This is a genomic window from Candidatus Nanobsidianus stetteri, assembly GCF_003086415.1.
Classification (GTDB): domain Archaea; phylum Nanobdellota; class Nanobdellia; order Nanobdellales; family Nanobdellaceae; genus Nanobdella; species Nanobdella stetteri_A.
The window spans coordinates 46,091-68,459 of record NZ_QEFP02000004.1 but is presented as its reverse complement, the minus strand read 5'-3'; the positions used below and the strand labels follow the sequence as shown (position 1 = coordinate 68,459).

The following is a 22,369-nucleotide window of genomic DNA, read 5'->3' as shown; positions in this document are numbered from 1 at the left end:
ATATATAAAAAATATATAAAAGACTATACTTCGTATATATTTTCCTTTACCTTGTTTTTAACCAACATAACTACTAGCATTCCTATTAATAATAATACAAGACCTCCTATTAATAGATAAACTCCAGTTTGCATTATTGATTGTGTATTTGAATATACTGGTTGTAATAGAGTTCCCATTATATATATTAGAAGTCCTGCAAATTCTAATACTAATCCTAGATTTGATAAAATGCATTTATCCATACCTTTTACTAACATATATATTAGTAATGATAGTGCTATTGCCATTCCTATTCCCGATAAAAAAGATACTAATACAGAAAATACAGAAACTAAAACAACCTTTCTCCAATCCATTAATAAATTATATAATATTTATTTATAAGTTTATTTAGATAAAAATTCTAACAAATTATTTAATTTATTTTGCAATTCTTTAATAGCCAATGGTATTAATTTTTCTGCTGAATATTGACCAAAGGATTCTATAACAAAGACAAATTCATCCTTCGGTATAACCTTTATTTTTTCATTTGATGCTCTTTCTATTGCATCCAAAAAGGTTCTATCATATTCTTTTTCTTTTGGTATCTGTACTTTATTTTTCTTTATCTCTACTCCTAATAATTTTAAATTCTCTAATTCCTTTTCATCTAGTTTTCCTTCCAATTTCAATTCTCCAGTTCTATAATAATAAACATGTCCAGGTATGAATTTTGCATGCTGTTTTCCATTACCAAGTATTGCAACAGCTTCTAATTTTACTTTTTGATTTTCATCAATATATGCGATCATTGTTTCCGGATAAACTACATATACATCTTTTCTATCTGTCTTTAAATCAGAACCATATATATATCCTTTTTCATTTTTTTCCAAATAAAGTTTTATTTCTTCATTTTCTTTAATATTTTCAGGGGTATTTAATACAACTAAACCCAATCTATGTGCTATCATTTCATCCCACATTGCAGAATTGTTTTCTATAATATAAACATCCTCAATTGCCAATGTTTTTACTTCTTCTAAGATTGCTCTTCTTAAAACATTTAGGAAATTCGGGGTTACATCCCTTATCAATAATTTTAACTTATATATTTTCTTATCTTTATCGACTGCATATTTATCAGTAGATTTTTCTAATAATGATATTTCTAGCATGTAAGATTTTTATAAAAATTATTTATAAATTTTGGGACCGCGGGGATTTGAACCCCGGACCTCCACCTTGTAAGGGTGGCGTCATAGCCACTAGACCACGGTCCCTTTCATTTAATATTTTTGTAAAAATTTTAAAATACTATTGAAGATTCATATTCAATATCTGAAGTCTTTAAATATACAATAATTTTATCTTCTTTTATTTTTCTTCTTATTGATAATAAACCCTTATCTAAATAAATATTAAATATATAATATTCCAATTCATTCATTTCATTATTTTTTGTTAGCCTTTCGCAATCAATTATTTTACAATCTTTTATGTTTAATATTTCGAAATCGGAAGTTATATTTGAACCCGCCATAAATGTTAATCCATTTTCTTCAGATAATCTAATATAATATTTATCTCTTACACATTCTATATATGTTCCTTCTCTATATTCTCCCCCACTTATTTTACAAAACATTTCAAATTCTTTTTTAATCTTATTTTCCATTATATTCCCAATTGTTTTCTTACTTCTGGGCTTATTCTATCTAAACTCCATTTATTTTCAAAATCTATCTCTATCTTTGAATTTTCATATATATTTAATTCTTTCAATTTTTCATCTATTTGTTCTAAAATTGCAGATATAAATGGGCAAAGAGGAGAAGTAGGCAAAAATTTTATAATATACAACCCATTTTCTACTTTAACATCTTCTATTTCTCCTAAAGATACAATATCATATCCAAGTTCTGGATCTGTTACTTCTCTTAATTTGTTTAATATATCTTCAATTTTTACCACTTTTTTGTTTTAATATATAGGAAAGCACTATATGCAGCTACAGCACCTTGTGCTGCTGAAGTAACAACCTGTCTTAAATTACATATTTGTGTTGTTACGTCCCCTGCAGCAAGTAATCCTACTACGTTTGTTTTTCCACATTGATCTACAACTATATGCCCGCTTTCATCCATATTTACATTTAAACCTTTAACTATTTCAGATAATGGAACTAATCCTATTGCTACAAATAAACCATCCAATTTCATTGAACTTATTTCTCCAGTCTTTGTATCTTGTAAAACTACTTCTTCAACTTTTTCTGTTCCTTTTATTTCTTTTACAACTTTATTTAGTATAAATTTAATTTTTGGATTCTTTTTTGCTTCTTCAACTTCTACAGGATCTGCTCTAAATTCATCTCTTCTATGAATTATATATACTTCCTTTGCATGTTGAGCAAGTACTTGAGCATCATGGAACGCACTATTTCCTCCTCCAACTACTCCAACAATTTTATCCTTAAAAAGTGGAGCATCACATTCTGCACAATATGATACACCTTTCAAATTCTCTCCAGGAACACCTAGTTTTCTTCTTTGAGAACCTGTTGCAATTATAACTGCTTTTGCAATAAATTCTTTACCTAAATTTGTAAGAACTTTAAAGTTTCCATCAGGTAATTTTTCAATTCTAACAACACTTTCTATCAATGTTTTTGCCCCATATTTTTCTGCATGTTTTTTAAATAATTTTCCCATTTCGGGTCCTTTAAAGTTTTCCAATCCAGGATAATCATCAATAACGTTTGCCTCATTTAATGTTCCTCCAACATCTTTTGTTATTACCAATGTTTTCAATCTATATCTTCCAGAGTATAATGCAGCAGTATAACCCGCGGGACCTCCTCCAACAATAATTACATCCCATTCTTTATCTAAATTCTCTACATTTGATATATTACCCAGTGATAAACTTATTGGCATAAAAAAATTTATTCAAAAATTTTTATAAATGTAATCTTTGATAATCTTGGAAAATAGGTATTTTAACTATCATATCAAGACCTTTTCCGTTATTTGCTAATTGATATAAATTCCAATCATTTGTTATCATCTCTATTTTATTATCTAAGTCTAAGTCACGATCTGGTAATATTTCTACTGGTTTTCCTTTTATATTTTCTTCTAATTTATTATCTTGATATCTTCCATAATAGATGTCAACAATAGATCCCTTTACTCCATATGAATAAGATAATCTTTTATTATATTTAGATAAATTATCTATAATTTCTTTGTAAGACTTCTCAGGAACATAAATGCTACCAATTACTTCAACTGAGTTTTCTAAATTTTCAATATTTAGATATGAAGCTCTGGGTATGTTAACAATATATAGGTCAGAACTTATTGCAGTTATTGGCCCATTTTCTATAGTAGATAATTTATATCTATACAACATCAAAATCCAATATGTATGTTAAAATTTATAAAAATATAATTATTTAGAAGCTTTTTCTAAACTTTCTTTTATTTTATTAGCAAATATTTCCATTTCTCCAATAGCCCCCTCCCATTCTGTTAAAACATTTCCATCTTTATTTATTATTGCAATATGTGGTACACCATATACTTTGAATTTTTCAGCAAATTCTGGAAATTCATATGATTCTATCATTATACCTCTAATATTATTTTTTACCATTGCAAATTGATGGGAATGATGTGTCATATATGGACAATATGGACATGTTGGGGTTACAAATACGTATATATCTATTGGTTCATTTATTGATGCTAATTTCTTTGCTGTAGCTCCATCTATGTCAAAATGGTCATTTGATACATGTATTATATCTTCTAAAAATATTGGAAATTCTTCTCCAGATGGCAATCCATAATATATAATCCCAGGATATTTTTTGAATACAAATATTGGACCTCTCCTATTTCCATACTTATCTATTAATAAATTTTTACTTTTCATTTCTTCTTCTACCTTTGGATCATATGCATCTAAGAATTCAAACTTTATCTTATCATTTATTTGCATTAATACTTCTCCAATTTTCTTTGCAAAATCACTTGTTTCCTTATTATTTTTTTCATCTAAGTATACAGTTATTTCTACCGGATTTTTTAAACTTTTATCAAACATTTCTTTTAATGCTTTTTTGTCTTCTTCACTTAAAATTTCCTCAGCCATTTAATAATATATAACATCTTTATTTTATAAATTTATCATATATCTATTAATTCATTTAATTTTCTCAAAGATCTTAACTTAAAATTATTATTAACTTTTGCTTCTTCAATTGCATTTCTTAATAATTCTGCTTCTTCTAACATTAATGCTCTTTTAACATAATATGGTTTTCCGACCTTTGTCCCATGTGCGAATGTATATATTATAGGATCCCTCCATGATAATTCACTTCCATATATTATTTTTGCAGTATATGCTAGTGCTCTTAATAATCCAGGTCCAAGACCTTTTATAAATAATAAATCTTTGAAATTTTCTACAGTTCTATTAATTTCCAATGCTTTCCAATATATTTTATCGGGTATCTTTAAATAGTAAGGCAATTCTTGATAAAATATATAATCATTATTTTCTTTACTAATATATTTTAATATAGTATTATTTTTATTTTGATATGATTTTAATCTTATTATATATTCTTTTATTTTTTCTGTTCTTTCATTATTAATTATTTCTAAAATATTCTTTCTTAATTCTTCAGATTCTTTTGATGATAAATTTAATGTTTTTGTATTTGATCCAAAACCAATTTGGGAATCATCAAAATAATTTATATTTATCCAGTGAAATCTTCTAACTTTTTGTTCTTTTATTGACATCTTTTGATTTATAATGGTCATATTACCTCTATCATCAGAAATTAAAAAATGAAAATATAAATTATATCCATCTTGAATTAAATAATTATCAACCTTTGCAGAAGTTATTGATACATCCTTTATTTTGTCTTTTAATTTATCTTTTATATCTTTAGTTTCTACTTCTTCAGTTATTTTTGAATCTTTTCCCTTTCCTCCCAAAACAATTATTGGTAAATTATCTTCTATAGATATTTCTTTTAATGCTTTTAGTGTTACAGTAGTCATTCCAGAATAATTCCATTCAAATCCGAGTAAACATGCTAAAGAATTGAACCATAATGGGTTTGAATATCTTTTTATTAATTCCTCTGTCCCAAATTCTTCAATAATTACTTTTACTATACTTCTTTCTAATTCTTTTAATTCTTTATAATGTGGAACAGGTCCTTTTGCCAATCTTAATTCTACATCACCTACTTTTTTCATTATAAATTATTTATCTAAATTGTACTTAAAAATTATTTTTCATTCTTTTATATTGATCAAAATTTTTATAGCTAAAAAGATCAAATCTTTTTAATTAATATAGCGTTAAAATCACCCAAGTCCTTTATACCTTCTACTTTAAATTGAGGATTATTGAAGTATTTAATTACGTCATCTGGACTCATTCTTAACCATGGAGGTGGTCCATACGATGCTAAACCTGGTTTAGATTCTATAATTAAAACTAAACCACCTGGTTTAAGAATTCTACTTACTTCTAAAGCTACCTTATTTTTATTCTCCATATCATGGAATGCATTAACCATTATTACTAGATCTACAGAGCTATTAGGTATTGATGTTGATGAAGCATCTTCATTTAAAAATATAGCCCTTTCATCCTTAATATTTTCTTTTGCCATATTAATTGCATAGTCATTTATATCTACGCAGTAAACTTTGCTAGCTTTATTTAATAACACCTTACAAAACCTACCTGCTCCACAACCAAGATCAGCAGCTACTCCACCTTGTGGTAAATAATTTAGTACTAGTTCAGCCATATCACTACGTACGTCCATATTATATATGTAATGATGAAAACCAATCATTGTAGCATATTCAATATCAAGAATATAAACCTTTTGATATATGCAAATTGCTCAAATTTACATATAAATAATCGTTACTAATTTTCTATAATAAATTTTAGTATTTATAAAAATAATTTCGTTGCAAATGATCTAAAATTAATTACAAAAATTATATCTTATAATTCCAAATGCCTTTATCCTTATAATTGTATACTATTGATTTATATGTTGTAGTAAATTCAATTCCATATCCTAATCCTTCTTTACCAATTCCAGAATCTTTTCTACCTCCATAAGGATAATATCCAATTCCATGCCTTGGCATATCATTAATATATACAGCCCCAACTTCTAAATATTCCGCTATTTTTCTAATTTTATTTATGTCATTTCCAAATATTGCGGCATCTAATCCATATCTTCTCTTTTCTATAATTTTTAATCCTTCATCTATATTATCTATTTTTACTAATAATGCTACAGATAAGAATACTTCCTTATTAAATAAATATAATTTATCTACATTTTCTTTATCAACTTCTATTAAAGTAGGTTCAATATATGTTTTATCTAATCTATTTCCTCCATATAATATTCTTCCTCCCTTTTGTTTTGCATCTTCTATAGAATATACAAATTCATCTACAGTCTTAGGATCTGCAATCGGTCCAAATGTTGTATTATCATCTCTAGGATCTCCTATTTTTACCTTTGAAATTTCTTCTATTAATTTTTCTTTAAATTTATCATATATTTCTTTTTCTACAAATATTATTTTTATAGAATCACATCTTTGTCCAGAATATGATGTAATACCAGATGCAACCCTTTTTGCTGTATCATTTATATCAACATCATTTAATACAAATGCAGGAGCTCCTCCACCCAATTCCATTAAATATTGTTTAATTCCAGAATTCTTTATTATTTCTTCTCCAGTTTCTGTGGATCCAGTAAATATTATTGAAGATATCTTTTTATTTGGTGTTATTTTATTCATATCTTTTCCAGGTACTGTTATTAATGATATATATTTCATTGGAAAACCTGACAATTCTAATAACCTAATATATAATATTACTGGTAATGGATCTAAAGATGGAGGTTTAATAATTAATACATTTCCAGGTAATAGTGAAAATATTATTTTATTTACAGAGTCAAATAATGGATAGTTAAATGGAGCTATTGCTAAAACTAATCCTAAAGGTTCTCTTTTTATAATTCCTTCGGATTCTAAATAATCTTTACCAAATTCACCTGGTAAATACTCTCCAGCAATTTTTCTATAATCAATTTCAATATTTCTTATTCTATTAATTGTAGATTCTATTTCTCCCAAAGCTTGTTTTCTTGTTTTTCCGGCATTTATAATTAATAAATTTGCAAAGTCTTCCGAATATTTTTCTAATAATTCTGCAGTTTTTAATAATTTTTCAACCCTTAAATATCCTGAATAATTTCTCGCATTAAATCTTTCATTATATAATCTATCAATTTCTCTCTCTACAATTTCATATTGAACTTTTGGAACTTTTGCAACAGGTGATAAATCTATTGGTGTATTAATAGTTATATATTCTCCATTTCCATAATACCATTCTCCATTAATAAATGATGGAAATATTGGTAGACCATCGTTATCGTATTTTATTATTTTTCTTAATTCTTCACTCTTTATCTCAATTTTTGGTTTTTCAGGTAACAAAGTTATACCCATAAATAAAAAATGTTTTTTATTTTTTATATATTTATTTCTAATAATACTGGAACGTGATCTGATCCATATATATTATCTAAAATATCTGCATTAACTATTTTATCTTTTAATTCTTTACTTACTACACAATAATCAAGTCTCCATCCTTCATTTTTCTTTCTTGCAATAATTGAATATGAAAACCAGCTATATTTTATTATATTTCCTTTTATATATCTAAATGTATCAATAAATCCTAAAGATAAAAAATGATCAAACCATCGTCTTTCGTCATCTGTAAATCCTGCATAGCCCTTCAAATTTATTGGATCATATATATCAATATCTTTATGTGCTACATTAAAATCCCCACAAATTATACATGGTTTATTTAAAGATAATACATATTTTTCAAATTCTTTATCAAATTCCAATTTAAAATCCAATCTTTTTAGTGTTCCAACTCCAGCATTTGGAAAATATACATTTATTAAATAAAATTTATCATATTCCATTGTTATAACCCTCCCTTCAATATCAAATTTCTCAATTCCAATTCCATATTTTATATTATTTGGTTTTATTTTTGATAATGTTAGTACCCCACTATATCCCTTTTTCTCTGCAGGAAATGAATATACATTATATCCAAGAAATTGGAAAGTTAATGGTATTTCTTTTGTTTTTATTTCTTGAAATAGATAAAAATCTGCATTATATTTTTTAATAAAATCAATTAAACCTTTTTGAATTATTGATTTTAATCCATTAACATTCCATGATATAATCTTCATTTTATCAGTTTCCGGGTTCTACATCATTTTTCAGCCTATATTTATTCATCATTATTTATATTATATACTTTAACAAAGTTATTAAATATTATTTCTTCTAACTCTTTCTTATCTATATCTTTTATTTCAGATATCTTTTCTAAGGAATACATTATTTTCCATGAATTATTTACTGCTTTACCTTTTTCTATCGGATCCAAATATGGGGAATCTGTTTCGGTTAAAATAAATTCTAATGGTACATCTTTTACAATTTTTTGAAATCCAGGATCTCTATAAACAATTGCCGGTATTGATAAATAACAATTTATTTCAATTGCTTTATCTACTAAAGAAGGTTTCCAAAATGTATGTAATACTTTTTTATTATTATAACTTGTTAATATATCTAATACTTCCTTTTCAGCTTTTCTAGCATGAATTATTACTGGTTTTTTTAATCTATCAGCCAATTCTAAAAATTTTTCAAAATATATTTTTTGTTTTCTAATTTTATCTTCATTTATATTAGAAAAATCCAATCCAACTTCTCCAATTGCTAAAAATTTTCTATCCTTATTTTCTTCAATAAATTCAAATATTTTTTCTATATCATTATCATTCATTTTTTCAATTTCCTCAGGATATAATCCCAAAGCATAATATATTATATCATACTTTTTAGATTCTTCAATTACTTTATTTATACTTTCAATATCTATAGAATTTTCAATTATATATTTTACATTTCTTTCAATATTTTCCCTTATTTTTTCATCTACATTATTATATAAAAATAAATGGGCATGGTCATCAACTATCATAATTAAAACTTTTTCTTTAAATATATTAAATATATATCTTCAAAGAAAAAATGTATGTTATCTATTATTCTATAATTATAAAATTTTGAATATTTATTTAATATATATTGGGGATTTGTTATTGAAGACATTATTATTAATATTTCTCCAAAATTATTTAATTTAGTTATGCTTTGATATAAAAATCTATCTATTGTTTCATATCCAAATTTTCCTCCAGAAACCCATCTTTTGACCTTTATTCCTTCATAACTTACTTCTGGTAAATATGGGGGATTAAATAATATTAGATCGAATTTTTCATTTATATTATTAAATAAATCGGATAGATAAAATTTTACTGGTAAATTTATTTTATCTATATTTTTATATAGATAATCTAGATCAGAATTTTTATCTATATAATTTATATAAAAGTTTATTTTAGATAATTTTAAACATTCTTCAGATATATCTGAAAAAGATACATCTTTTGTATATTTATATGCTTCTAAACCTTGGATTCCAGAACCACATCCAATATCTAATACTTTTTTACCTCTAGCAAATTCTTTTATATGATCATTTAATAAAAAGGAATCTTCTTTTGGAGGATAACATTCAAGATCATAAATCTTATAATATATTATTAGATCATTATGTTTTACATATTCGAAGTCCATAATAACATTATATTTAAGTTTTAATTTAAATTATTAATTTATGCCAGAGAATGAAATATGGACTGAAAAATATAGACCAAAAAGATTGGATGATATAAAAGGACAAGATGAAATAGTAAAAAGATTGAAGGCATTTGTAGAAAATAAAAATATGCCTCATTTATTATTTGCAGGACCTGCGGGTGTTGGAAAAACAACTGCTGCATTAGCATTAGCAAGAGAATTGTATGGGGATAAATGGGAACAAAATGTATTACAATTAAATGCTTCAGATGATAGAGGGATTGATGTAATAAGAGAAAAGGTAAAGGAATTTGCAAGAACAAAACCAATTGGAGATTTTCCATTTAAAATTGTATTTTTGGATGAAGCAGATGCAATGACAAGAGACGCACAACAAGCTTTGAGAAGAATAATGGAAGAATATTCTTCAATAACAAGATTTATATTGGCATGTAATTATTCATCAAAGATTATAGAACCAATTCAATCTAGAACTGTTATATTTAGATTTAAACAATTAGATAAAAAGGATGTATTCGATTTATTAAGGTCAATAGCTGAAAAAGAAAATTTAAATATAACCGATGATGCATTAGAAGCAATATATTATATTTCAGAAGGTGATATGAGAAAATCAATAAATATGTTACAAGCTGCGGCTTTATATTCTAAAGATATAACTCCAGAATTAATATATGAAGTTGCCTCTGTAGCAAAACCACAGGAATTACAAGAAGTATTAAAATTGGCATATGAAGGAAAATTTGTTGAGGCTAGAGAAAAATTAATTGATTTAATGATAAAATATGGTCTTGCTGGAGAAGATATAATTAAATATTTATCTAAGGAAGTTTATTCAATGAATATACCAGAAAAAGAAAAATTAGATATAATATATTATGCTGGAGAGATAGAATATAGATTATTAGAGGGTTCAGATCCAATAATACAATTAGGTGCTTTGCTAGCATATATAGGACTTAGAGGTTTACAAAGTAGAAAATAATTTTTGATAATCATTTTTGAAATTCAAGAATATAAAGCAATCATTTATATTTTGGAAAATAGTAAAATCTTACATGCCGTATAATATTGAATATGAATTTAAGATTCCAAAATATATAATAGAAGGGATTTTAGATGAGTATAATTCTGAAAATGTGCATAAGAATGAGGATATTATGATAAAAAGATTGATAATGGATTATATATTAAATAAATATCCAGATCTATTTGATATAGATAGTAAAAAATATGAAGAGATTATAAAAAATATGAAGATCGAAGACAGGGGGAACAAATATATCTATGTTTATATATATGTAGATCAAAATTAATTTTATGGATATATCAAAGATACCAAAATTTGTAATCTGGGTTGGTGTAGCAGCTTTTATATTGGTTGTTCTATATGCAATATATATTTATTATGTAACATCTTATTTACCTCCATATTTGGAATATTTTACATATAGTTGTCAATACGCAAATGGAACATCCCTTGTTATAATTACTGCAAAACAAAATTTGGAAAATGTAACAGTATATAATTTCTATGAAAATTCAACATGCAATTTAGGAAATATAAATTATGGATCTATGAATGCATGCAGTGTAAATAATAATATTATTATATTAAATGCATATGTAAGAGTATATTATACTGTGAATGGTAATCAATATGAGGCAATTTTACCATGCCAAATAGTTGAAAGTAAAGGTGGTATATTAAGTGGACTTTTCTCTTTATTTAGTCATTAAATAAAAAAGATTTATACCAATTTATCTTATAAACTATTTCTATTATATTTAAGCAATATATTTAAATAATGCACTTAACATTTTTACGACAAATCCTTCTGCATTATTGTGGAAAAGCTCTTCTATAGTATCTTCAATATATTCAGATGCCTTTTTATATGATAAGTCAATCCATTCCATTTGTTTCTCAATATAGTTTTGGATAGCATTAATATAGTTTTGAACATCATTAGATGCCTTTAAATTTTTTATCTGTTTAAATATTTTATCATTAATTGATGAGTTTGCTGGATTGCTTAGGATATCGATTAAGGCATTGTATTCTGTTAACATATAAGCTGCAAACAATGTTTTATTTACCTCCGTCTCTGAGAGGGTTATTAAAACATCTCTTATATTTTTAATTTCTTTATTATAATTTGGTAGTGCAGAATCCAATCCTTCGAGATGTTTGTTAATAATTCTTATTACATTGGCCTTAAAGTGATTTTTATATATATATTGATAAATATCCGACCATTCATATGAATTTAGACAATTTTCTTCTTTACATGGAACTGAGTCATCTATCTTTTTTAGTAATACATCTAGCATCTCTCTATATGTTTGAGGTAGTTTGTTATGAGCTTGTTGTAACTCTTTTTGATACTCTTCATATGAATTTTTTGCATATTCTATTAATTTTTCTCCAAATTCTTTTACAAACTCTTTTCCTAACTCTTCCTCATACATCCTTGTACTAAATGTACTTAATAATTTAAATATCTGAAAATAGGCTTCTGGATTTAAATTGTTGGAGGTCTTTGACATACTAAAGAATATTGTTAGAAAAATTTTTAAATTTATTGTTTTTATTTAGCATCAAATAGTAACTATTTTAATATATTCAATGTAACTTTAATATTCTAAAATAAAAATAATGACTAAACTAAGGATAAAAAATACGCATATCTTTTAGTAATGGTAAGCCTCTAAAGATGCTAGAATTCTTTCAGTTTTATACATATCAAACTATTTTTTATTATTTCTATAATCTTCACTAATTCCTATAATTTTGTTAACTTGTTTTATATTTTCTTCAGGATTTTTTAATAGATACTTTATGATACCTTCAATATCATTAGATGCTTCCTGAAAACTAAGCCTAATTTCATCAATAACATCCTTAAGTCCTGCTGAATAGCTAATTGGTCTATCTTCAAATTTATCATTTCCAATTGGTTCATCTAATTTATCAAGTACTTCTTTAGCGTTATTATAAAATCTTGCATACAAAGCATTAAGTATCTCTAGAGATAATAAATAACCTATAACTTTATTTAAATTATCAAATTTCTTTTCAAAATTCGATTTGTTAGATTCGAAACTTACCGCTTCTAAGTATTGATTAATAGGTCTTAATATACTGGTTGCAAAATAGCATTTATCTATAATATTCCATATATTTGTATAATATAATCTATTAATAATCGGTATTGATGGTTCTAAAGATTTTCCGTATTTTATCCATTCTCTTATAGTTCGCATTAATTTATCTAATGATGGTCGAAGTTTTTTATTCACTTTATAGAACATTTCAGCACCCATATTTTCAAATACTTCAACTTCGATATATACTATTTGTCGATTTAATTCGGCTAGTGTATCCTCTAAAGATGATTTACATTGATGTCGTTCGGCAGAGACTATGTTATGATATACATTAGCAAACAGTTCGGCGAGAAGTTTCTTATCAGAGGGTCTGTCCGCCATAACTAATTAATTATTAAAAATTTTTTAAGTTTATCGTTATTATCTACTATTAGGCAATAATTATATTAAATTCATTATACATACTTTAATATTCTAATTAGAAATATTAAATAATGGTTGAGCCATGGATAAAAGATATAACAAAAAGTTTAGTATATTAAGGAAATTTTTCTCTTTATTTAATCACTAAAAAATTAGAAAAGTTTTATTAAAAATATGCTATGATTATATCTTAAAAAGTTACATCTTTTTTTGGGATTAACTTTTCATATTCTTTTTGTAAATGTTCAACAAATTTTTCTAAATCATATGTTTCTATAAGTTGTTTATATAATGGTTCATACTTAGTTGGATCCATTAATAAACCTTTTATAATAACTCCAATGTACTCATATGCTCCTTTTTGCCGTGCATACTTTATTTTAGTTTCTTGATCCCATTTTAGGTTATTTCTATAGGCCCAATCATGTACTTCTTTTAAATATTTGTCAAAATTTTGTAAAGGTATTTTTCCATCTAATATAAGGGAATATAATTCATTCATCTTAAGAAGTCCTTCCTCATTTGTTAAGATTTCTATACCTCTTCTTAAGTTTTGAATAATTCTTTCTTTGAAATATGGATATAATTCAACATAAGATGCCACTTTACGTATATTGGATAATATGAACTCTTTAAGTTCTATGTCAAAGGTTGAAAATTTTTCCATAGTTTTTATTAAATTCCACAATAATGGAATACTTTCTTGATCTACTTCTCTTATCTGTTCATATGCATGTCTTATTGCTGTTGCATAATCCTCATATTTGGATTCTGTTGTTATTATTTTTCGTTTAGCTTCTTCTATTTTTTCATCTAGTGTTTTAACCATAATATATATTATATTGGAAGAATTTTAAACTTATTGTTTTTATCTATTACCAGATAGAAGTTATACAATATATCCCATAATTTTAATATCTAGAGTTGAATTATGGATAAAAATATATAGCAAAAGTTTAGTATATCAAGAAAATTTTTCTTCTTATTTAGTCATTAAATAAAAGATTAAATAAAAAATGATCTTATCAAAAAGTCTTATGTACTTTGATTTTCTGTTTTACAGCCGCCATATAAGTTACATATTGCTCTATCAAACCAGTCTAATGGCTTCAATCCTGCATATTTCATAAGTTGATCTTCATACTCTTCAGGATTCCTAAAATACTTTTCTAGAAGATATCTTATCCTTCCAGCCGCAATTGAGCGTACATTTTCTAGCTCATATGGATATATAGTTTGCTTACCTTTTGATATATCTTCTAATGCCAATCTATATGCTTCTTTATAAAGTTTATATAGACCATTTGCTATTTCTTTGCCTTTTCTTGCTAAAAATTCCAAACCTTCTGTAAATCTTTTAATTTCCTCTAGTGTATGCTCATGCTTTGATAACCACCATTCTGGAATAATTGAAAGGATGTGAGCCATAACGTAATATTTATCTGCATACTCTTTGAGATATTTTTTATCGATATATGAAAAAATTCTGTACTTTCTCCATTCTTCTAAGTTTTCTATTAATTTTACTAACGATGGTAAAGCTTCTGGTATATGTTCTGATACTACCTTAAGTGCAAATTCTTTGTAAGATAAGTAAAGGGTGTATCCCTTTATGGCCCTCCTTAATTCATCATATGATTCTACTTCTTTTCCTTTTTCTATTCTTGCTTCTAATGGTTTTTTTCCTAAATATTTACTAACTCGTTCTCTATAATCTCTGGGATTCTCTAAATATCGAAGTATAAGAGATTCAATAGCACTAATTTCGGGTATTATTGCAAATAATCTGGGATCTAAATCTTCCTGAGGTACTGAAGTAATTTTATATTGCTGGAATCGTTGATATAAATCTTTTATTGCTCGTTTTCCTCCTCTTGACAATGCTTCTAAACCTTTTGTAAATTCTTCAATTTGTTCTGGTGTACGTTCCCATATGTGATATGCAGAAATACCTCTAAGTAAGCCATCCTTAAATTCATATTCATCTATACACTTTTGGAGAGTTTCTGGATCATTGGTTAAAAAACTTTTACATTCACCAAATTCATCTAACTTTTTTATTATTCTTTCTAATGGTCTTAATGCGCGTATTTCTTTTTCTGATACTCTCTCCAGTACGTTACTCTTTGTAAATAGATAAGAAGTATATGCTGCTATAGCTTTATTGAGTTTTTTCGTTACTAATTCTTCCGATGTTTTAGATTGTTTTTGATATGAGGAGGTATCTACCATACTAAAAATATTGTTAGAAAAATTTTTAAATCTATCGTTACTATCTATCACTAGATAGAAGTTATGCAGATATATCCTACATATTTTAATATTCTAATTAGAAATATTAAATAATGATTAAGCTGGATAAAAATATACAACAAAAAGAGTGTTATATTAAGTAGACTTTTATCTTTATTTAGTCATTAAATAAAAATTAAATAAAAAAGATTTTATATTTTTATGTAAGAACTCTCTATTTTTTATATAATAATCTACCTTAATAATTTGTCAACTTGCATATACTCTTCAAATCTTTTTCTGTGTCCTATAGGATCTTCAAGTAGATATCCTATAGCTGATTTAATGTATTCAGATGTCCACCTATATGCTTCTTCTAATGAATCATATTTACGTAGATTATTTTGCAATTCTTCTAAGAAGGTTATATATGTTGCAGTAAATACCAATTTAGTTGATAAATGTAACATACTATACTCTAAATTATTTACTTTCTGTTTATAATCCGGTTTTGTAGGATCTATTTCTTCAACATATTCTCTAAAAGCACTCATTATACTAGCTTTAAATACACCAGATTCTTCTCCTTTATCGCATAGGTCACAGCTATTTATTCTTTTTAATAGTAGTTCTAATGTTGTTTCTGCTTGTGGAGCTCTTTTTAATATTTCATCATATAACTTTTTTGTTTCTTCTAAATAATCTTTATTATCCCTTCTATATTCTTTATCTATTTGGGCTCTTTTTAACATTTTTTCTAATTCTGATAGATCTTCATCTACCATACTATAATTATTGTTGGAAAAAATTTTTAAATCTATCGTTACTATCTATCATCAAATAGTAACTATTAGATAACCTAATATTAATCTATATATTTTGATATAAAAATATAAATAATGGTTGAGCCATGGATAAAAAAATATGCACCAAAACATATTAATGAAATAATTAATCAATCAGAGGCTATTGGAAAAATAAAATCCTTTATTGAAAAATATCCAAATGTAAGTAAAAAGGCATTATTAATATATGGACCTCCAGGTGTTGGAAAAACATCATCAATATATGCAATTGCAAATGATTTAAATTATGAAGTTGTAGAATTAAATGCTTCAGATAATAGAAATGCAAGGGTTATACATGAGAAATTGGGAGAAGCAATAAAGGGAAAACCATTTTTCAAAAAAGGAAGGATAATTTTGGTTGATGAAGTAGATGGATTAGCAGGATTTCAAGATAGAGGAGGAGTTGGGGCATTGGTAAAAATAATAGAAGAATCAAGGTGGCCAATAATATTGACTGCAAATGATCCATGGGATCCAAAATTTAAGAAATTAAGAGATTCATGTGATATGGTTGAATTCAAAAAATTATCAAATGCCGATATAATAAGACAATTAAAGAGAATTTGTGCAAATGAAAAGATAACAATTGATGAAAATGCATTATCTGCACTTGTAGAAAGATCTTCTGGAGATTTAAGAAGTGCAATAAATGATCTACAAGCATTGGCAACAATGACTAACCATATTACATTGAAAGATTTAGAAGTTTTAGGTTATAGAGAAAGAGAAATTACAATATTTAGAGCATTGGGTCAGATGTTTAAGGCAAATACAATAATGGGTGCTACATTACCATTTGCAGATGTAGATATGGACCCTGAAGAAATTAAAGCATGGGTTGAAGAGAATATATCAAATGAATATGAAAATATAAAAGAAATATATGAAGCTTATAATTGGTTATCTTTGGCAGTTGTATTTTATGGAAGAATTTATAGAAGACAATATTGGGATCTATTAAAATATTTTACAACATTAATGTATGCTGGTGTTGCATTGGCAAAAGAAAAAAGATATAATAAATTTACAAAATATAGAATGCCACAATATGTAAAAAAATTATCACAAAATAAAGAAATAAGAGAAAAAATTGAAGAATTATCAAAAAATTTACAAAAGAAGGTTCATACATCAAAAAAGAGAATTAGAGAAGTATATATAAATACATTAATTGTTTTAATGAAAGAAAATGAAAAAGTAGGAAAAGAATATGCAAAAATATTAGGATTTAATGAAAATGAAATATCATATATAAAGAGTGCTATAGAAAAATTATGAAAGAATTAAATAAAAAGAATATAGAAGAAATATTTAAGAAAATAGAAGAATATTATAATACAAATATAGATAAATCAATAATAAAGAAATATAGATTTTTTATTAATAAAGATAAAATATATATGTTTAATAAAAATTTTCCAGATTTTTTAGATGAAAAATATATAAAAAAATATGGTTTATATGTAATTAAAATAGAGAAAAATAATATATACAGATTTAGTATAGAAGGTGCACAAATTTTTGGAATAAATTCTAATAAAAATATTGAAATAAAAAAGGAAAATCTTTTTTATAAATATAATGAAAATATAAAATTGGAAAAAAATTATGAAAATGGTTTTTATATAGCAAAAGATAATAATGATATTTTATGTAGTGTTTATGTTAAAAATAATATATTGAAAGATTTTATACCAAAGGAAAGAAAAATAAATTATATTTTTACTAAAGATAGACCAGAGAATACATATGTAAATAAATAATATACCCCAATATTTAATAGTGCACTTAACCATATCATAACTGTCGCATCTAAGAACATTCCAAGTTTAGATCCCCCATCTATATTTTTTAATGTTCCAGCTAAGATAAAAGCTTCAATAATAGATATTACAAATATATAATCTTGCAATATATATAGAGGTATTGAAAATGTATATATATTTATACCTATCTGAGCTACTGCAGTACCGAGTGCTGTAGATATACCCTGAAACATCTGGTTTAATAAATATAATATTTGAGCAATTATAAATAAAATTGCTATAAATGCTATATATGTTCCATATATAATACCCCTTAAATTTGATATAAATTGAGATTTTCTAGACCTAAGTTCAATTATCTTTATTAATATATTATATAACATATCTCCTGCCTTCTTTGTATCTCCATTATATGATAAAACTTTTTCAAATACCTTTATTATTTTTTCTGCGATAGAACTACCCAATTCAACTATAAAATATCTCCAGGATTCGGAATAATTTTTTGTTATATTTATCCTTTTCCTTAATCTATTAATATCTTCATTTAATAAACCAAAATCATGTATAATAACATTATCCAATATTTTTGTTTGATTACTTCCAAATATTTCAGAATATTCTATTATACTACTAAAGAATGCTGGGAAATGATTTTCTTTTATTTTTAATGCTCTTTCTAATAATATCATCCTATAACTTACATATGCTAATGGTGTAACTGCTATTGCAAAGGCCTCTAATAATTGTAATTTTAATACTAAAAATAATGCTAAAAATAATATATAGGATAAAAAAGATAGAAGGTAAAATAAATATCTTATTGTAATATATTCTTTTGGTTTTTCTTTTGAATGAGACCATAATCCATCATCTGGGATATAATATTTTGATACATAATATATAAGTAAATTAATTACAATGAATATTATAAAGAAATCCGCCAGTAAAAATATTATATTTGCACCTATTAAGAATGGAATAAATAATATTATAGAAAATGCAAATCCTAAAGATGATAATAAAGATATTATAAATTCATCTAATAATCTTATATTTTCTAAACCTTTTTCATAATTTGCTTCATATATTGCCAATTGTGTCTCATATTCTTTATATAAAAATTCTGATATTTCTTCACCTATATCAATTGAAGTTGCAAATCTTTCTAAAAAACTTTTGAAATTACTATTTGGAATATATGGTAATACATATCTTATAGCTTCTGGGATTGTATAATTATATTTTTTTGTTAAAAAAAGTATCTTTGACATATAATAATTTATATCTTTAAATTCTGCTTTTTCTTCAATTGCAATTTCTAATAATCTTTTAATATTGCTTGTAGAAAATGAAAGAGAATACAAATATGCTATATAATATAGTAAAGATTTATCCAATGATTTTTTTGTTTTATAATATTCTAGAAATATAACTTCTAATGAAAAAACAACAGCAGACAAATATAAAATTGGATAATATATTTTTAATACTGGTAAATATTTTCCTATTATAATTATTAATGCAATTATTATACTAAATATTATGGTAATCTTTCTAAGGCTCTTTTTTATAATATCATTAATAAGTTCATACATATCTTAATAGTTAATGTGAGTTATTATAAAGATTTAAATATGTTTTATATATAAAATATAGCCATGGAAAATATGATACCTGTTTATGATAAGGAAGGTAATAAAATAAAAGAAATAGAGTTACCTGAACACTTTAAATATGAAATAAGAGAGGATATAGTATATAAAGTATTTAGAGCATATATGTTAAGCCATAGAGTACCATATGGTTCATATAAATATGCAGGTATGGAAGCTTCCGCATGGACATCAAAGAGGAGATATACATATAGATCTTCATATAAAAGGGGTATATCGAGGGTTCCTAGATCAATATTTGCAAAAATTGCTGGTAATTTTATATGGATAGCTAGAGTAATACCAGGTTCTGTAAAGGGAAGAAGAGCACATCCACCAAAACCAGAAAAAGATTGGCATAGAAAAATAAATAAAAAAGAAAAAAGATTAGCAATATTATCTGCAATTTCTGCATCTTCAAATTTAGATTATATAAAAAATAGATATACAAAATCTTTTATTTATTTAAATGAAGCAATTAATACTTTTGGTCTACCAATTGTTATATCCAATCTAGAAGAATTAAAGAAAGCAAAAGAATATAGGAATTTATTTAATAAATTAAAGATAATAAACTTTATTGAATATGTAAAAGAAAATAAAAAACAAAGAGCTGGAAAAGGAAAAATGAGAAATAGAAGAATAAAAAAATATAGAGGAATTTTATTTGTATTATCCTCTGATTCTCAATTACCAAAGGTTTCTATTGATGGTGTGGAGTTTTCAAAAGTAGATCAATTAAATATAGAAAAATTGGCTCCTGGTGGTAAATTAGGTAGATTCATTATATGGAGTGAAAAGGCAATAGAAGATTTAAGAAATTTATACATATGAAATTATAAGATGGATATAAAAGATGTTATACTTTATGCTGAATTAACAGAAAAAGATATGTATTTACTTGATAAATATAATAAGGTTATTTTTATTGTAAATAGATTATCTACGAAGAAAGATATAAAAGAGGCTGTTGAAAAACTATTTAATGTTAAAGTAAAAAAAGTAAATACATTGATAGATTATAAAGGAAGAAAAAAGGCATATGTTATATTAGAAAAGGAATATAAGGCCCAAGATATATTATCTAAATTAGGATTAATATAAAATGGGTGGAAATACAATATTACAGCAGAGGTTAGGTAAAGGAAAGAATATATATAAGGTCCCAGATTTTTATTCAATAGGAAAATTTTCCTTTAGACCTTTAGATGAAAAAGAAATGAAAGATAAGGTAAAAGGTGTTGTTGTAGATATAATAAAGGATAAGGTTCATTATGCTCCAATTGCTAAGATAAAATTTGAAACTGGGGAAGAAATTTTAGTTCCTGCTGTTGAAGGTTTATATGTTGGAAAAGAAATTTATGCAGGTGTAAATGCTCCAGTAGAAAATGGAAATATTTTACCATTAAAGGTTATTCCGGATGGATCAAGTGTTTGTATGGTAGAAATTTCTCCTGGTGATGGTGGAAAGATTGCAAGAACATCTGGTACATCATGTATATTAGTTCAAAAAACAGACAAATATGCAATATTAAAATTACCATCTGGAAAAACAAAGATGGTCAATTTATATTCTAGAGCAATATTGGGAACAGTTGCCGGAGGTGGAAGAACAGATAAACCATTTGTTAAAGCTGGAAATAAATATTACTTTAAAAAAGCCCATCATAGAAAATGGCCAATTAGTAAACCAACTGCAAGAAATGTTGCAGACCATCCATTGGGAGGTAAGCATAAGAGAAATAAGGGTGGAATGACTCCATTACCTAAACATGGATATCCAATAAAGTATGGTAAATATGGCTCAAGAAGGACTGGAAGAAAGAAAGCAATATAAAATGGCGCAAGAAAATATTTGGTTGGTTAGTTTAGAAGAATATATAAAGGCAGGGGTTCATATAGGTACAAAAATAAAGAATAAACAAACAAAAAAGTTTATTGCTAGAATAAGATCTGACGGATTGGCAATTATAGATGTAATAAAATTGGATGAAAGATTGAGATTAACAACAAAGTTATTATCTAAATATGAGCCATATCAAATATTAGCAGTTGGAAGAAGAGAAACTGCAAGAAAACCACTTCAAATGTTAAATAAGTATACTGGAATAAATGTTTATCCAAAGAGATATCCTCCAGGATTATTAACAAATCCTGCTTTAGATATATTTAAGGATGTTGATGTTGTTATAATAACAGATCCTATACTTGATAGAAATGCATTATTGGATGCATATAGAACTGGAAAAATAACAATTGCCTTTGTTGATACAAACAATTCTTTAAGTTATATAGATATTGCTATACCTGCAAATAATAGAGGAGCAAAATCTTTAGCTTTATTATATTATATTATTGCTAGGGAATATTTAAGAAATAGGGGATTATTATCTAAAAGGGGAGAATTACCCATATCTTATGAAGAATTTATGGAAAAGGGTTTGGAAGAGGAGGAAGAATAATTTTATATATTAAGAAATTTTATA

At 25.4% G+C, this 22,369-nt stretch carries 28 protein-coding genes and 1 tRNA gene; 9 read left to right on the top strand and 20 right to left on the bottom strand.

What is annotated here, in order from left to right:
- Positions 1–23: 23 nt before the first annotated feature.
- From DDW03_RS00965 to DDW03_RS00900, 14 genes are all read right to left on the bottom strand, one after another.
- On the bottom strand, positions 24–359 hold the full coding sequence (locus DDW03_RS00965) for a hypothetical protein (RefSeq protein WP_228615202.1): 336 nt from the start codon (positions 357–359) through the stop codon (positions 24–26).
- A gap of 30 nt (positions 360–389) precedes the next feature.
- Positions 390–1,163 (bottom strand): DNA-directed RNA polymerase subunit D, encoded by a 774-nt coding sequence (locus DDW03_RS00960; RefSeq protein WP_228615201.1) that lies wholly within the window; start codon positions 1,161–1,163, stop codon positions 390–392.
- Between the two features lie 32 nt (positions 1,164–1,195).
- A tRNA-Val gene (locus DDW03_RS00955) sits at positions 1,196–1,268 on the bottom strand.
- Between the two features lie 26 nt (positions 1,269–1,294).
- The gene (locus tag DDW03_RS00950) at positions 1,295–1,663 is read right to left on the bottom strand and encodes a hypothetical protein (RefSeq protein WP_228615200.1); all 369 of its coding nucleotides are present in this window, start codon (positions 1,661–1,663) and stop codon (positions 1,295–1,297) included.
- Positions 1,663–1,959, bottom strand: coding sequence for a metal-sulfur cluster assembly factor (locus DDW03_RS00945; RefSeq protein ID WP_228615199.1), 297 nt, complete (start codon positions 1,957–1,959; stop codon positions 1,663–1,665). Before DDW03_RS00945 ends, DDW03_RS00950 begins: the two co-directional genes overlap by 1 nt.
- Positions 1,953–2,924, bottom strand: a complete 972-nt coding sequence (locus DDW03_RS00940; protein ID WP_228615198.1) for an NAD(P)/FAD-dependent oxidoreductase — start codon at positions 2,922–2,924, stop codon at positions 1,953–1,955. The genes DDW03_RS00945 and DDW03_RS00940 overlap by 7 nt, the downstream gene beginning before the upstream one ends.
- Positions 2,925–2,946: 22 nt before the next feature.
- Positions 2,947–3,402 carry a hypothetical protein gene (locus DDW03_RS00935; protein WP_228615197.1) on the bottom strand — a complete coding sequence of 152 codons (456 nt, stop codon included), beginning with the start codon at positions 3,400–3,402 and terminating at the stop codon, positions 2,947–2,949.
- Between the two features lie 39 nt (positions 3,403–3,441).
- Positions 3,442–4,146: a thioredoxin family protein gene (locus DDW03_RS00930; protein WP_228615196.1), complete on the bottom strand. Its 705-nt coding sequence runs from the start codon at positions 4,144–4,146 to the stop codon at positions 3,442–3,444.
- Positions 4,147–4,181: 35 nt separating this feature from the next.
- Positions 4,182–5,273 carry a DUF763 domain-containing protein gene (locus tag DDW03_RS00925; RefSeq protein ID WP_228615195.1) on the bottom strand — a complete coding sequence of 364 codons (1,092 nt, stop codon included), beginning with the start codon at positions 5,271–5,273 and terminating at the stop codon, positions 4,182–4,184.
- Between the two features lie 80 nt (positions 5,274–5,353).
- A complete protein-coding gene (locus DDW03_RS00920; protein WP_228615194.1) occupies positions 5,354–5,836 on the bottom strand; it encodes a class I SAM-dependent methyltransferase in 483 nt (160 codons plus the stop codon).
- Positions 5,837–6,035: 199 nt separating this feature from the next.
- On the bottom strand, positions 6,036–7,586 hold the full coding sequence (locus DDW03_RS00915) for an aldehyde dehydrogenase family protein (protein ID WP_228615193.1): 1,551 nt from the start codon (positions 7,584–7,586) through the stop codon (positions 6,036–6,038).
- A gap of 23 nt (positions 7,587–7,609) precedes the next feature.
- Positions 7,610–8,359, bottom strand: a complete 750-nt coding sequence (locus DDW03_RS00910; RefSeq protein WP_228615192.1) for an exodeoxyribonuclease III — start codon at positions 8,357–8,359, stop codon at positions 7,610–7,612.
- 41 nt (positions 8,360–8,400) lie between these two features.
- Positions 8,401–9,162: a TatD family hydrolase gene (locus DDW03_RS00905; RefSeq protein WP_228615191.1), complete on the bottom strand. Its 762-nt coding sequence runs from the start codon at positions 9,160–9,162 to the stop codon at positions 8,401–8,403.
- Positions 9,163–9,164: 2 nt separating this feature from the next.
- Positions 9,165–9,824 (bottom strand): HemK2/MTQ2 family protein methyltransferase, encoded by a 660-nt coding sequence (locus DDW03_RS00900; RefSeq protein WP_228615190.1) that lies wholly within the window; start codon positions 9,822–9,824, stop codon positions 9,165–9,167.
- A 40-nt stretch (positions 9,825–9,864) separates the two neighbouring features.
- On the opposite strand from DDW03_RS00900, the gene DDW03_RS00895 reads away from it, so the two are divergent.
- The 3 genes from DDW03_RS00895 to DDW03_RS00885 all read left to right on the top strand — a co-directional run bounded on the left by DDW03_RS00895 (position 9,865) and on the right by DDW03_RS00885 (position 11,588).
- The gene (locus tag DDW03_RS00895) at positions 9,865–10,833 is read left to right on the top strand and encodes a replication factor C small subunit (RefSeq protein WP_228615189.1); all 969 of its coding nucleotides are present in this window, start codon (positions 9,865–9,867) and stop codon (positions 10,831–10,833) included.
- Between the two features lie 73 nt (positions 10,834–10,906).
- A complete protein-coding gene (locus DDW03_RS00890) occupies positions 10,907–11,164 on the top strand; it encodes a hypothetical protein (RefSeq protein ID WP_228615188.1) in 258 nt (85 codons plus the stop codon).
- A 4-nt stretch (positions 11,165–11,168) separates the two neighbouring features.
- Complete coding sequence (locus DDW03_RS00885) at positions 11,169–11,588, top strand: hypothetical protein (protein WP_228615187.1); 420 nt, start codon at positions 11,169–11,171, stop codon at positions 11,586–11,588.
- A gap of 48 nt (positions 11,589–11,636) precedes the next feature.
- Here the strand turns inward: DDW03_RS00885 and DDW03_RS00880 are convergent, their stop codons facing one another.
- The 5 genes from DDW03_RS00880 to DDW03_RS00860 all read right to left on the bottom strand — a co-directional run bounded on the left by DDW03_RS00880 (position 11,637) and on the right by DDW03_RS00860 (position 16,399).
- Positions 11,637–12,398: a hypothetical protein gene (locus DDW03_RS00880; RefSeq protein ID WP_228615186.1), complete on the bottom strand. Its 762-nt coding sequence runs from the start codon at positions 12,396–12,398 to the stop codon at positions 11,637–11,639.
- A gap of 201 nt (positions 12,399–12,599) precedes the next feature.
- Entirely contained in the window at positions 12,600–13,340 is a 741-nt protein-coding gene (locus DDW03_RS00875; RefSeq protein WP_228615185.1) for a hypothetical protein, read from the bottom strand.
- Between the two features lie 232 nt (positions 13,341–13,572).
- On the bottom strand, positions 13,573–14,211 hold the full coding sequence (locus tag DDW03_RS00870; RefSeq protein WP_228615184.1) for a hypothetical protein: 639 nt from the start codon (positions 14,209–14,211) through the stop codon (positions 13,573–13,575).
- A gap of 206 nt (positions 14,212–14,417) precedes the next feature.
- Positions 14,418–15,614: a hypothetical protein gene (locus DDW03_RS00865; RefSeq protein ID WP_228615183.1), complete on the bottom strand. Its 1,197-nt coding sequence runs from the start codon at positions 15,612–15,614 to the stop codon at positions 14,418–14,420.
- 254 nt (positions 15,615–15,868) lie between these two features.
- Positions 15,869–16,399 (bottom strand): hypothetical protein, encoded by a 531-nt coding sequence (locus DDW03_RS00860; RefSeq protein WP_228615182.1) that lies wholly within the window; start codon positions 16,397–16,399, stop codon positions 15,869–15,871.
- Positions 16,400–16,513: 114 nt separating this feature from the next.
- Here DDW03_RS00860 and DDW03_RS00855 point away from each other — a divergent pair, with 114 nt between their 5' ends.
- Together DDW03_RS00855 and DDW03_RS00850 are read left to right on the top strand one after the other, a co-directional pair.
- On the top strand, positions 16,514–17,740 hold the full coding sequence (locus DDW03_RS00855) for a replication factor C large subunit (protein WP_228615181.1): 1,227 nt from the start codon (positions 16,514–16,516) through the stop codon (positions 17,738–17,740).
- On the top strand, positions 17,737–18,225 hold the full coding sequence (locus tag DDW03_RS00850) for a hypothetical protein (RefSeq protein WP_228615180.1): 489 nt from the start codon (positions 17,737–17,739) through the stop codon (positions 18,223–18,225). Before DDW03_RS00855 ends, DDW03_RS00850 begins: the two co-directional genes overlap by 4 nt.
- On the opposite strand, the gene DDW03_RS00845 is transcribed toward DDW03_RS00850, so the two are convergent.
- Positions 18,177–19,826, bottom strand: coding sequence for a hypothetical protein (locus DDW03_RS00845; RefSeq protein ID WP_228615179.1), 1,650 nt, complete (start codon positions 19,824–19,826; stop codon positions 18,177–18,179). The two genes, DDW03_RS00850 and DDW03_RS00845, sit on opposite strands and share 49 nt — an antisense overlap.
- A 63-nt stretch (positions 19,827–19,889) precedes the next feature.
- On the opposite strand from DDW03_RS00845, the gene rplD reads away from it, so the two are divergent.
- The 4 genes from rplD to rpsB are packed head-to-tail and all read left to right on the top strand — an operon-like array spanning position 19,890 to position 22,345.
- Positions 19,890–20,717, top strand: coding sequence for a 50S ribosomal protein L4 (gene rplD, locus DDW03_RS00840; RefSeq protein WP_228615178.1), 828 nt, complete (start codon positions 19,890–19,892; stop codon positions 20,715–20,717).
- A gap of 9 nt (positions 20,718–20,726) precedes the next feature.
- Complete coding sequence (locus tag DDW03_RS00835; RefSeq protein ID WP_228615177.1) at positions 20,727–20,987, top strand: 50S ribosomal protein L23; 261 nt, start codon at positions 20,727–20,729, stop codon at positions 20,985–20,987.
- A gap of 1 nt (position 20,988) precedes the next feature.
- Positions 20,989–21,720, top strand: coding sequence for a 50S ribosomal protein L2 (rpl2p, locus tag DDW03_RS00830; RefSeq protein ID WP_228615176.1), 732 nt, complete (start codon positions 20,989–20,991; stop codon positions 21,718–21,720).
- Positions 21,683–22,345, top strand: a complete 663-nt coding sequence (gene rpsB, locus DDW03_RS00825; RefSeq protein WP_228615175.1) for a 30S ribosomal protein S2 — start codon at positions 21,683–21,685, stop codon at positions 22,343–22,345. Before rpl2p ends, rpsB begins: the two co-directional genes overlap by 38 nt.
- Positions 22,346–22,369: the final 24 nt, after the last annotated feature.

Excerpts from the sequence above, each read along its gene's own strand:
- DDW03_RS00965 (WP_228615202.1), bottom strand. The coding sequence starts at position 359 with ATGGATTGGAGAAAGGTTGTTTTAGTTTCTGTATTTTCTGTATTAGTA.
- DDW03_RS00960 (WP_228615201.1), bottom strand. The coding sequence starts at position 1,163 with ATGCTAGAAATATCATTATTAGAAAAATCTACTGATAAATATGCAGTC.
- DDW03_RS00950 (WP_228615200.1), bottom strand. The coding sequence starts at position 1,663 with ATGGAAAATAAGATTAAAAAAGAATTTGAAATGTTTTGTAAAATAAGT.
- DDW03_RS00940 (WP_228615198.1), bottom strand. The coding sequence starts at position 2,924 with ATGCCAATAAGTTTATCACTGGGTAATATATCAAATGTAGAGAATTTA.
- DDW03_RS00935 (WP_228615197.1), bottom strand. The coding sequence starts at position 3,402 with ATGTTGTATAGATATAAATTATCTACTATAGAAAATGGGCCAATAACT.
- DDW03_RS00930 (WP_228615196.1), bottom strand. The coding sequence starts at position 4,146 with ATGGCTGAGGAAATTTTAAGTGAAGAAGACAAAAAAGCATTAAAAGAA.
- DDW03_RS00925 (WP_228615195.1), bottom strand. The coding sequence starts at position 5,273 with ATGAAAAAAGTAGGTGATGTAGAATTAAGATTGGCAAAAGGACCTGTT.
- DDW03_RS00920 (WP_228615194.1), bottom strand. The coding sequence starts at position 5,836 with ATGGCTGAACTAGTACTAAATTATTTACCACAAGGTGGAGTAGCTGCT.
- DDW03_RS00915 (WP_228615193.1), bottom strand. The coding sequence starts at position 7,586 with ATGGGTATAACTTTGTTACCTGAAAAACCAAAAATTGAGATAAAGAGT.
- DDW03_RS00910 (WP_228615192.1), bottom strand. The coding sequence starts at position 8,359 with ATGAAGATTATATCATGGAATGTTAATGGATTAAAATCAATAATTCAA.
- DDW03_RS00905 (WP_228615191.1), bottom strand. The coding sequence starts at position 9,162 with ATGATAGTTGATGACCATGCCCATTTATTTTTATATAATAATGTAGAT.
- DDW03_RS00900 (WP_228615190.1), bottom strand. The coding sequence starts at position 9,824 with ATGGACTTCGAATATGTAAAACATAATGATCTAATAATATATTATAAG.
- DDW03_RS00895 (WP_228615189.1), top strand. The coding sequence starts at position 9,865 with ATGCCAGAGAATGAAATATGGACTGAAAAATATAGACCAAAAAGATTG.
- DDW03_RS00890 (WP_228615188.1), top strand. The coding sequence starts at position 10,907 with ATGCCGTATAATATTGAATATGAATTTAAGATTCCAAAATATATAATA.
- DDW03_RS00885 (WP_228615187.1), top strand. The coding sequence starts at position 11,169 with ATGGATATATCAAAGATACCAAAATTTGTAATCTGGGTTGGTGTAGCA.
- DDW03_RS00880 (WP_228615186.1), bottom strand. The coding sequence starts at position 12,398 with ATGTCAAAGACCTCCAACAATTTAAATCCAGAAGCCTATTTTCAGATA.
- DDW03_RS00875 (WP_228615185.1), bottom strand. The coding sequence starts at position 13,340 with ATGGCGGACAGACCCTCTGATAAGAAACTTCTCGCCGAACTGTTTGCT.
- DDW03_RS00870 (WP_228615184.1), bottom strand. The coding sequence starts at position 14,211 with ATGGTTAAAACACTAGATGAAAAAATAGAAGAAGCTAAACGAAAAATA.
- DDW03_RS00865 (WP_228615183.1), bottom strand. The coding sequence starts at position 15,614 with ATGGTAGATACCTCCTCATATCAAAAACAATCTAAAACATCGGAAGAA.
- DDW03_RS00860 (WP_228615182.1), bottom strand. The coding sequence starts at position 16,399 with ATGGTAGATGAAGATCTATCAGAATTAGAAAAAATGTTAAAAAGAGCC.
- DDW03_RS00855 (WP_228615181.1), top strand. The coding sequence starts at position 16,514 with ATGGTTGAGCCATGGATAAAAAAATATGCACCAAAACATATTAATGAA.
- DDW03_RS00850 (WP_228615180.1), top strand. The coding sequence starts at position 17,737 with ATGAAAGAATTAAATAAAAAGAATATAGAAGAAATATTTAAGAAAATA.
- DDW03_RS00845 (WP_228615179.1), bottom strand. The coding sequence starts at position 19,826 with ATGTATGAACTTATTAATGATATTATAAAAAAGAGCCTTAGAAAGATT.
- rplD (WP_228615178.1), top strand. The coding sequence starts at position 19,890 with ATGGAAAATATGATACCTGTTTATGATAAGGAAGGTAATAAAATAAAA.
- DDW03_RS00835 (WP_228615177.1), top strand. The coding sequence starts at position 20,727 with ATGGATATAAAAGATGTTATACTTTATGCTGAATTAACAGAAAAAGAT.
- rpl2p (WP_228615176.1), top strand. The coding sequence starts at position 20,989 with ATGGGTGGAAATACAATATTACAGCAGAGGTTAGGTAAAGGAAAGAAT.
- rpsB (WP_228615175.1), top strand. The coding sequence starts at position 21,683 with ATGGCTCAAGAAGGACTGGAAGAAAGAAAGCAATATAAAATGGCGCAA.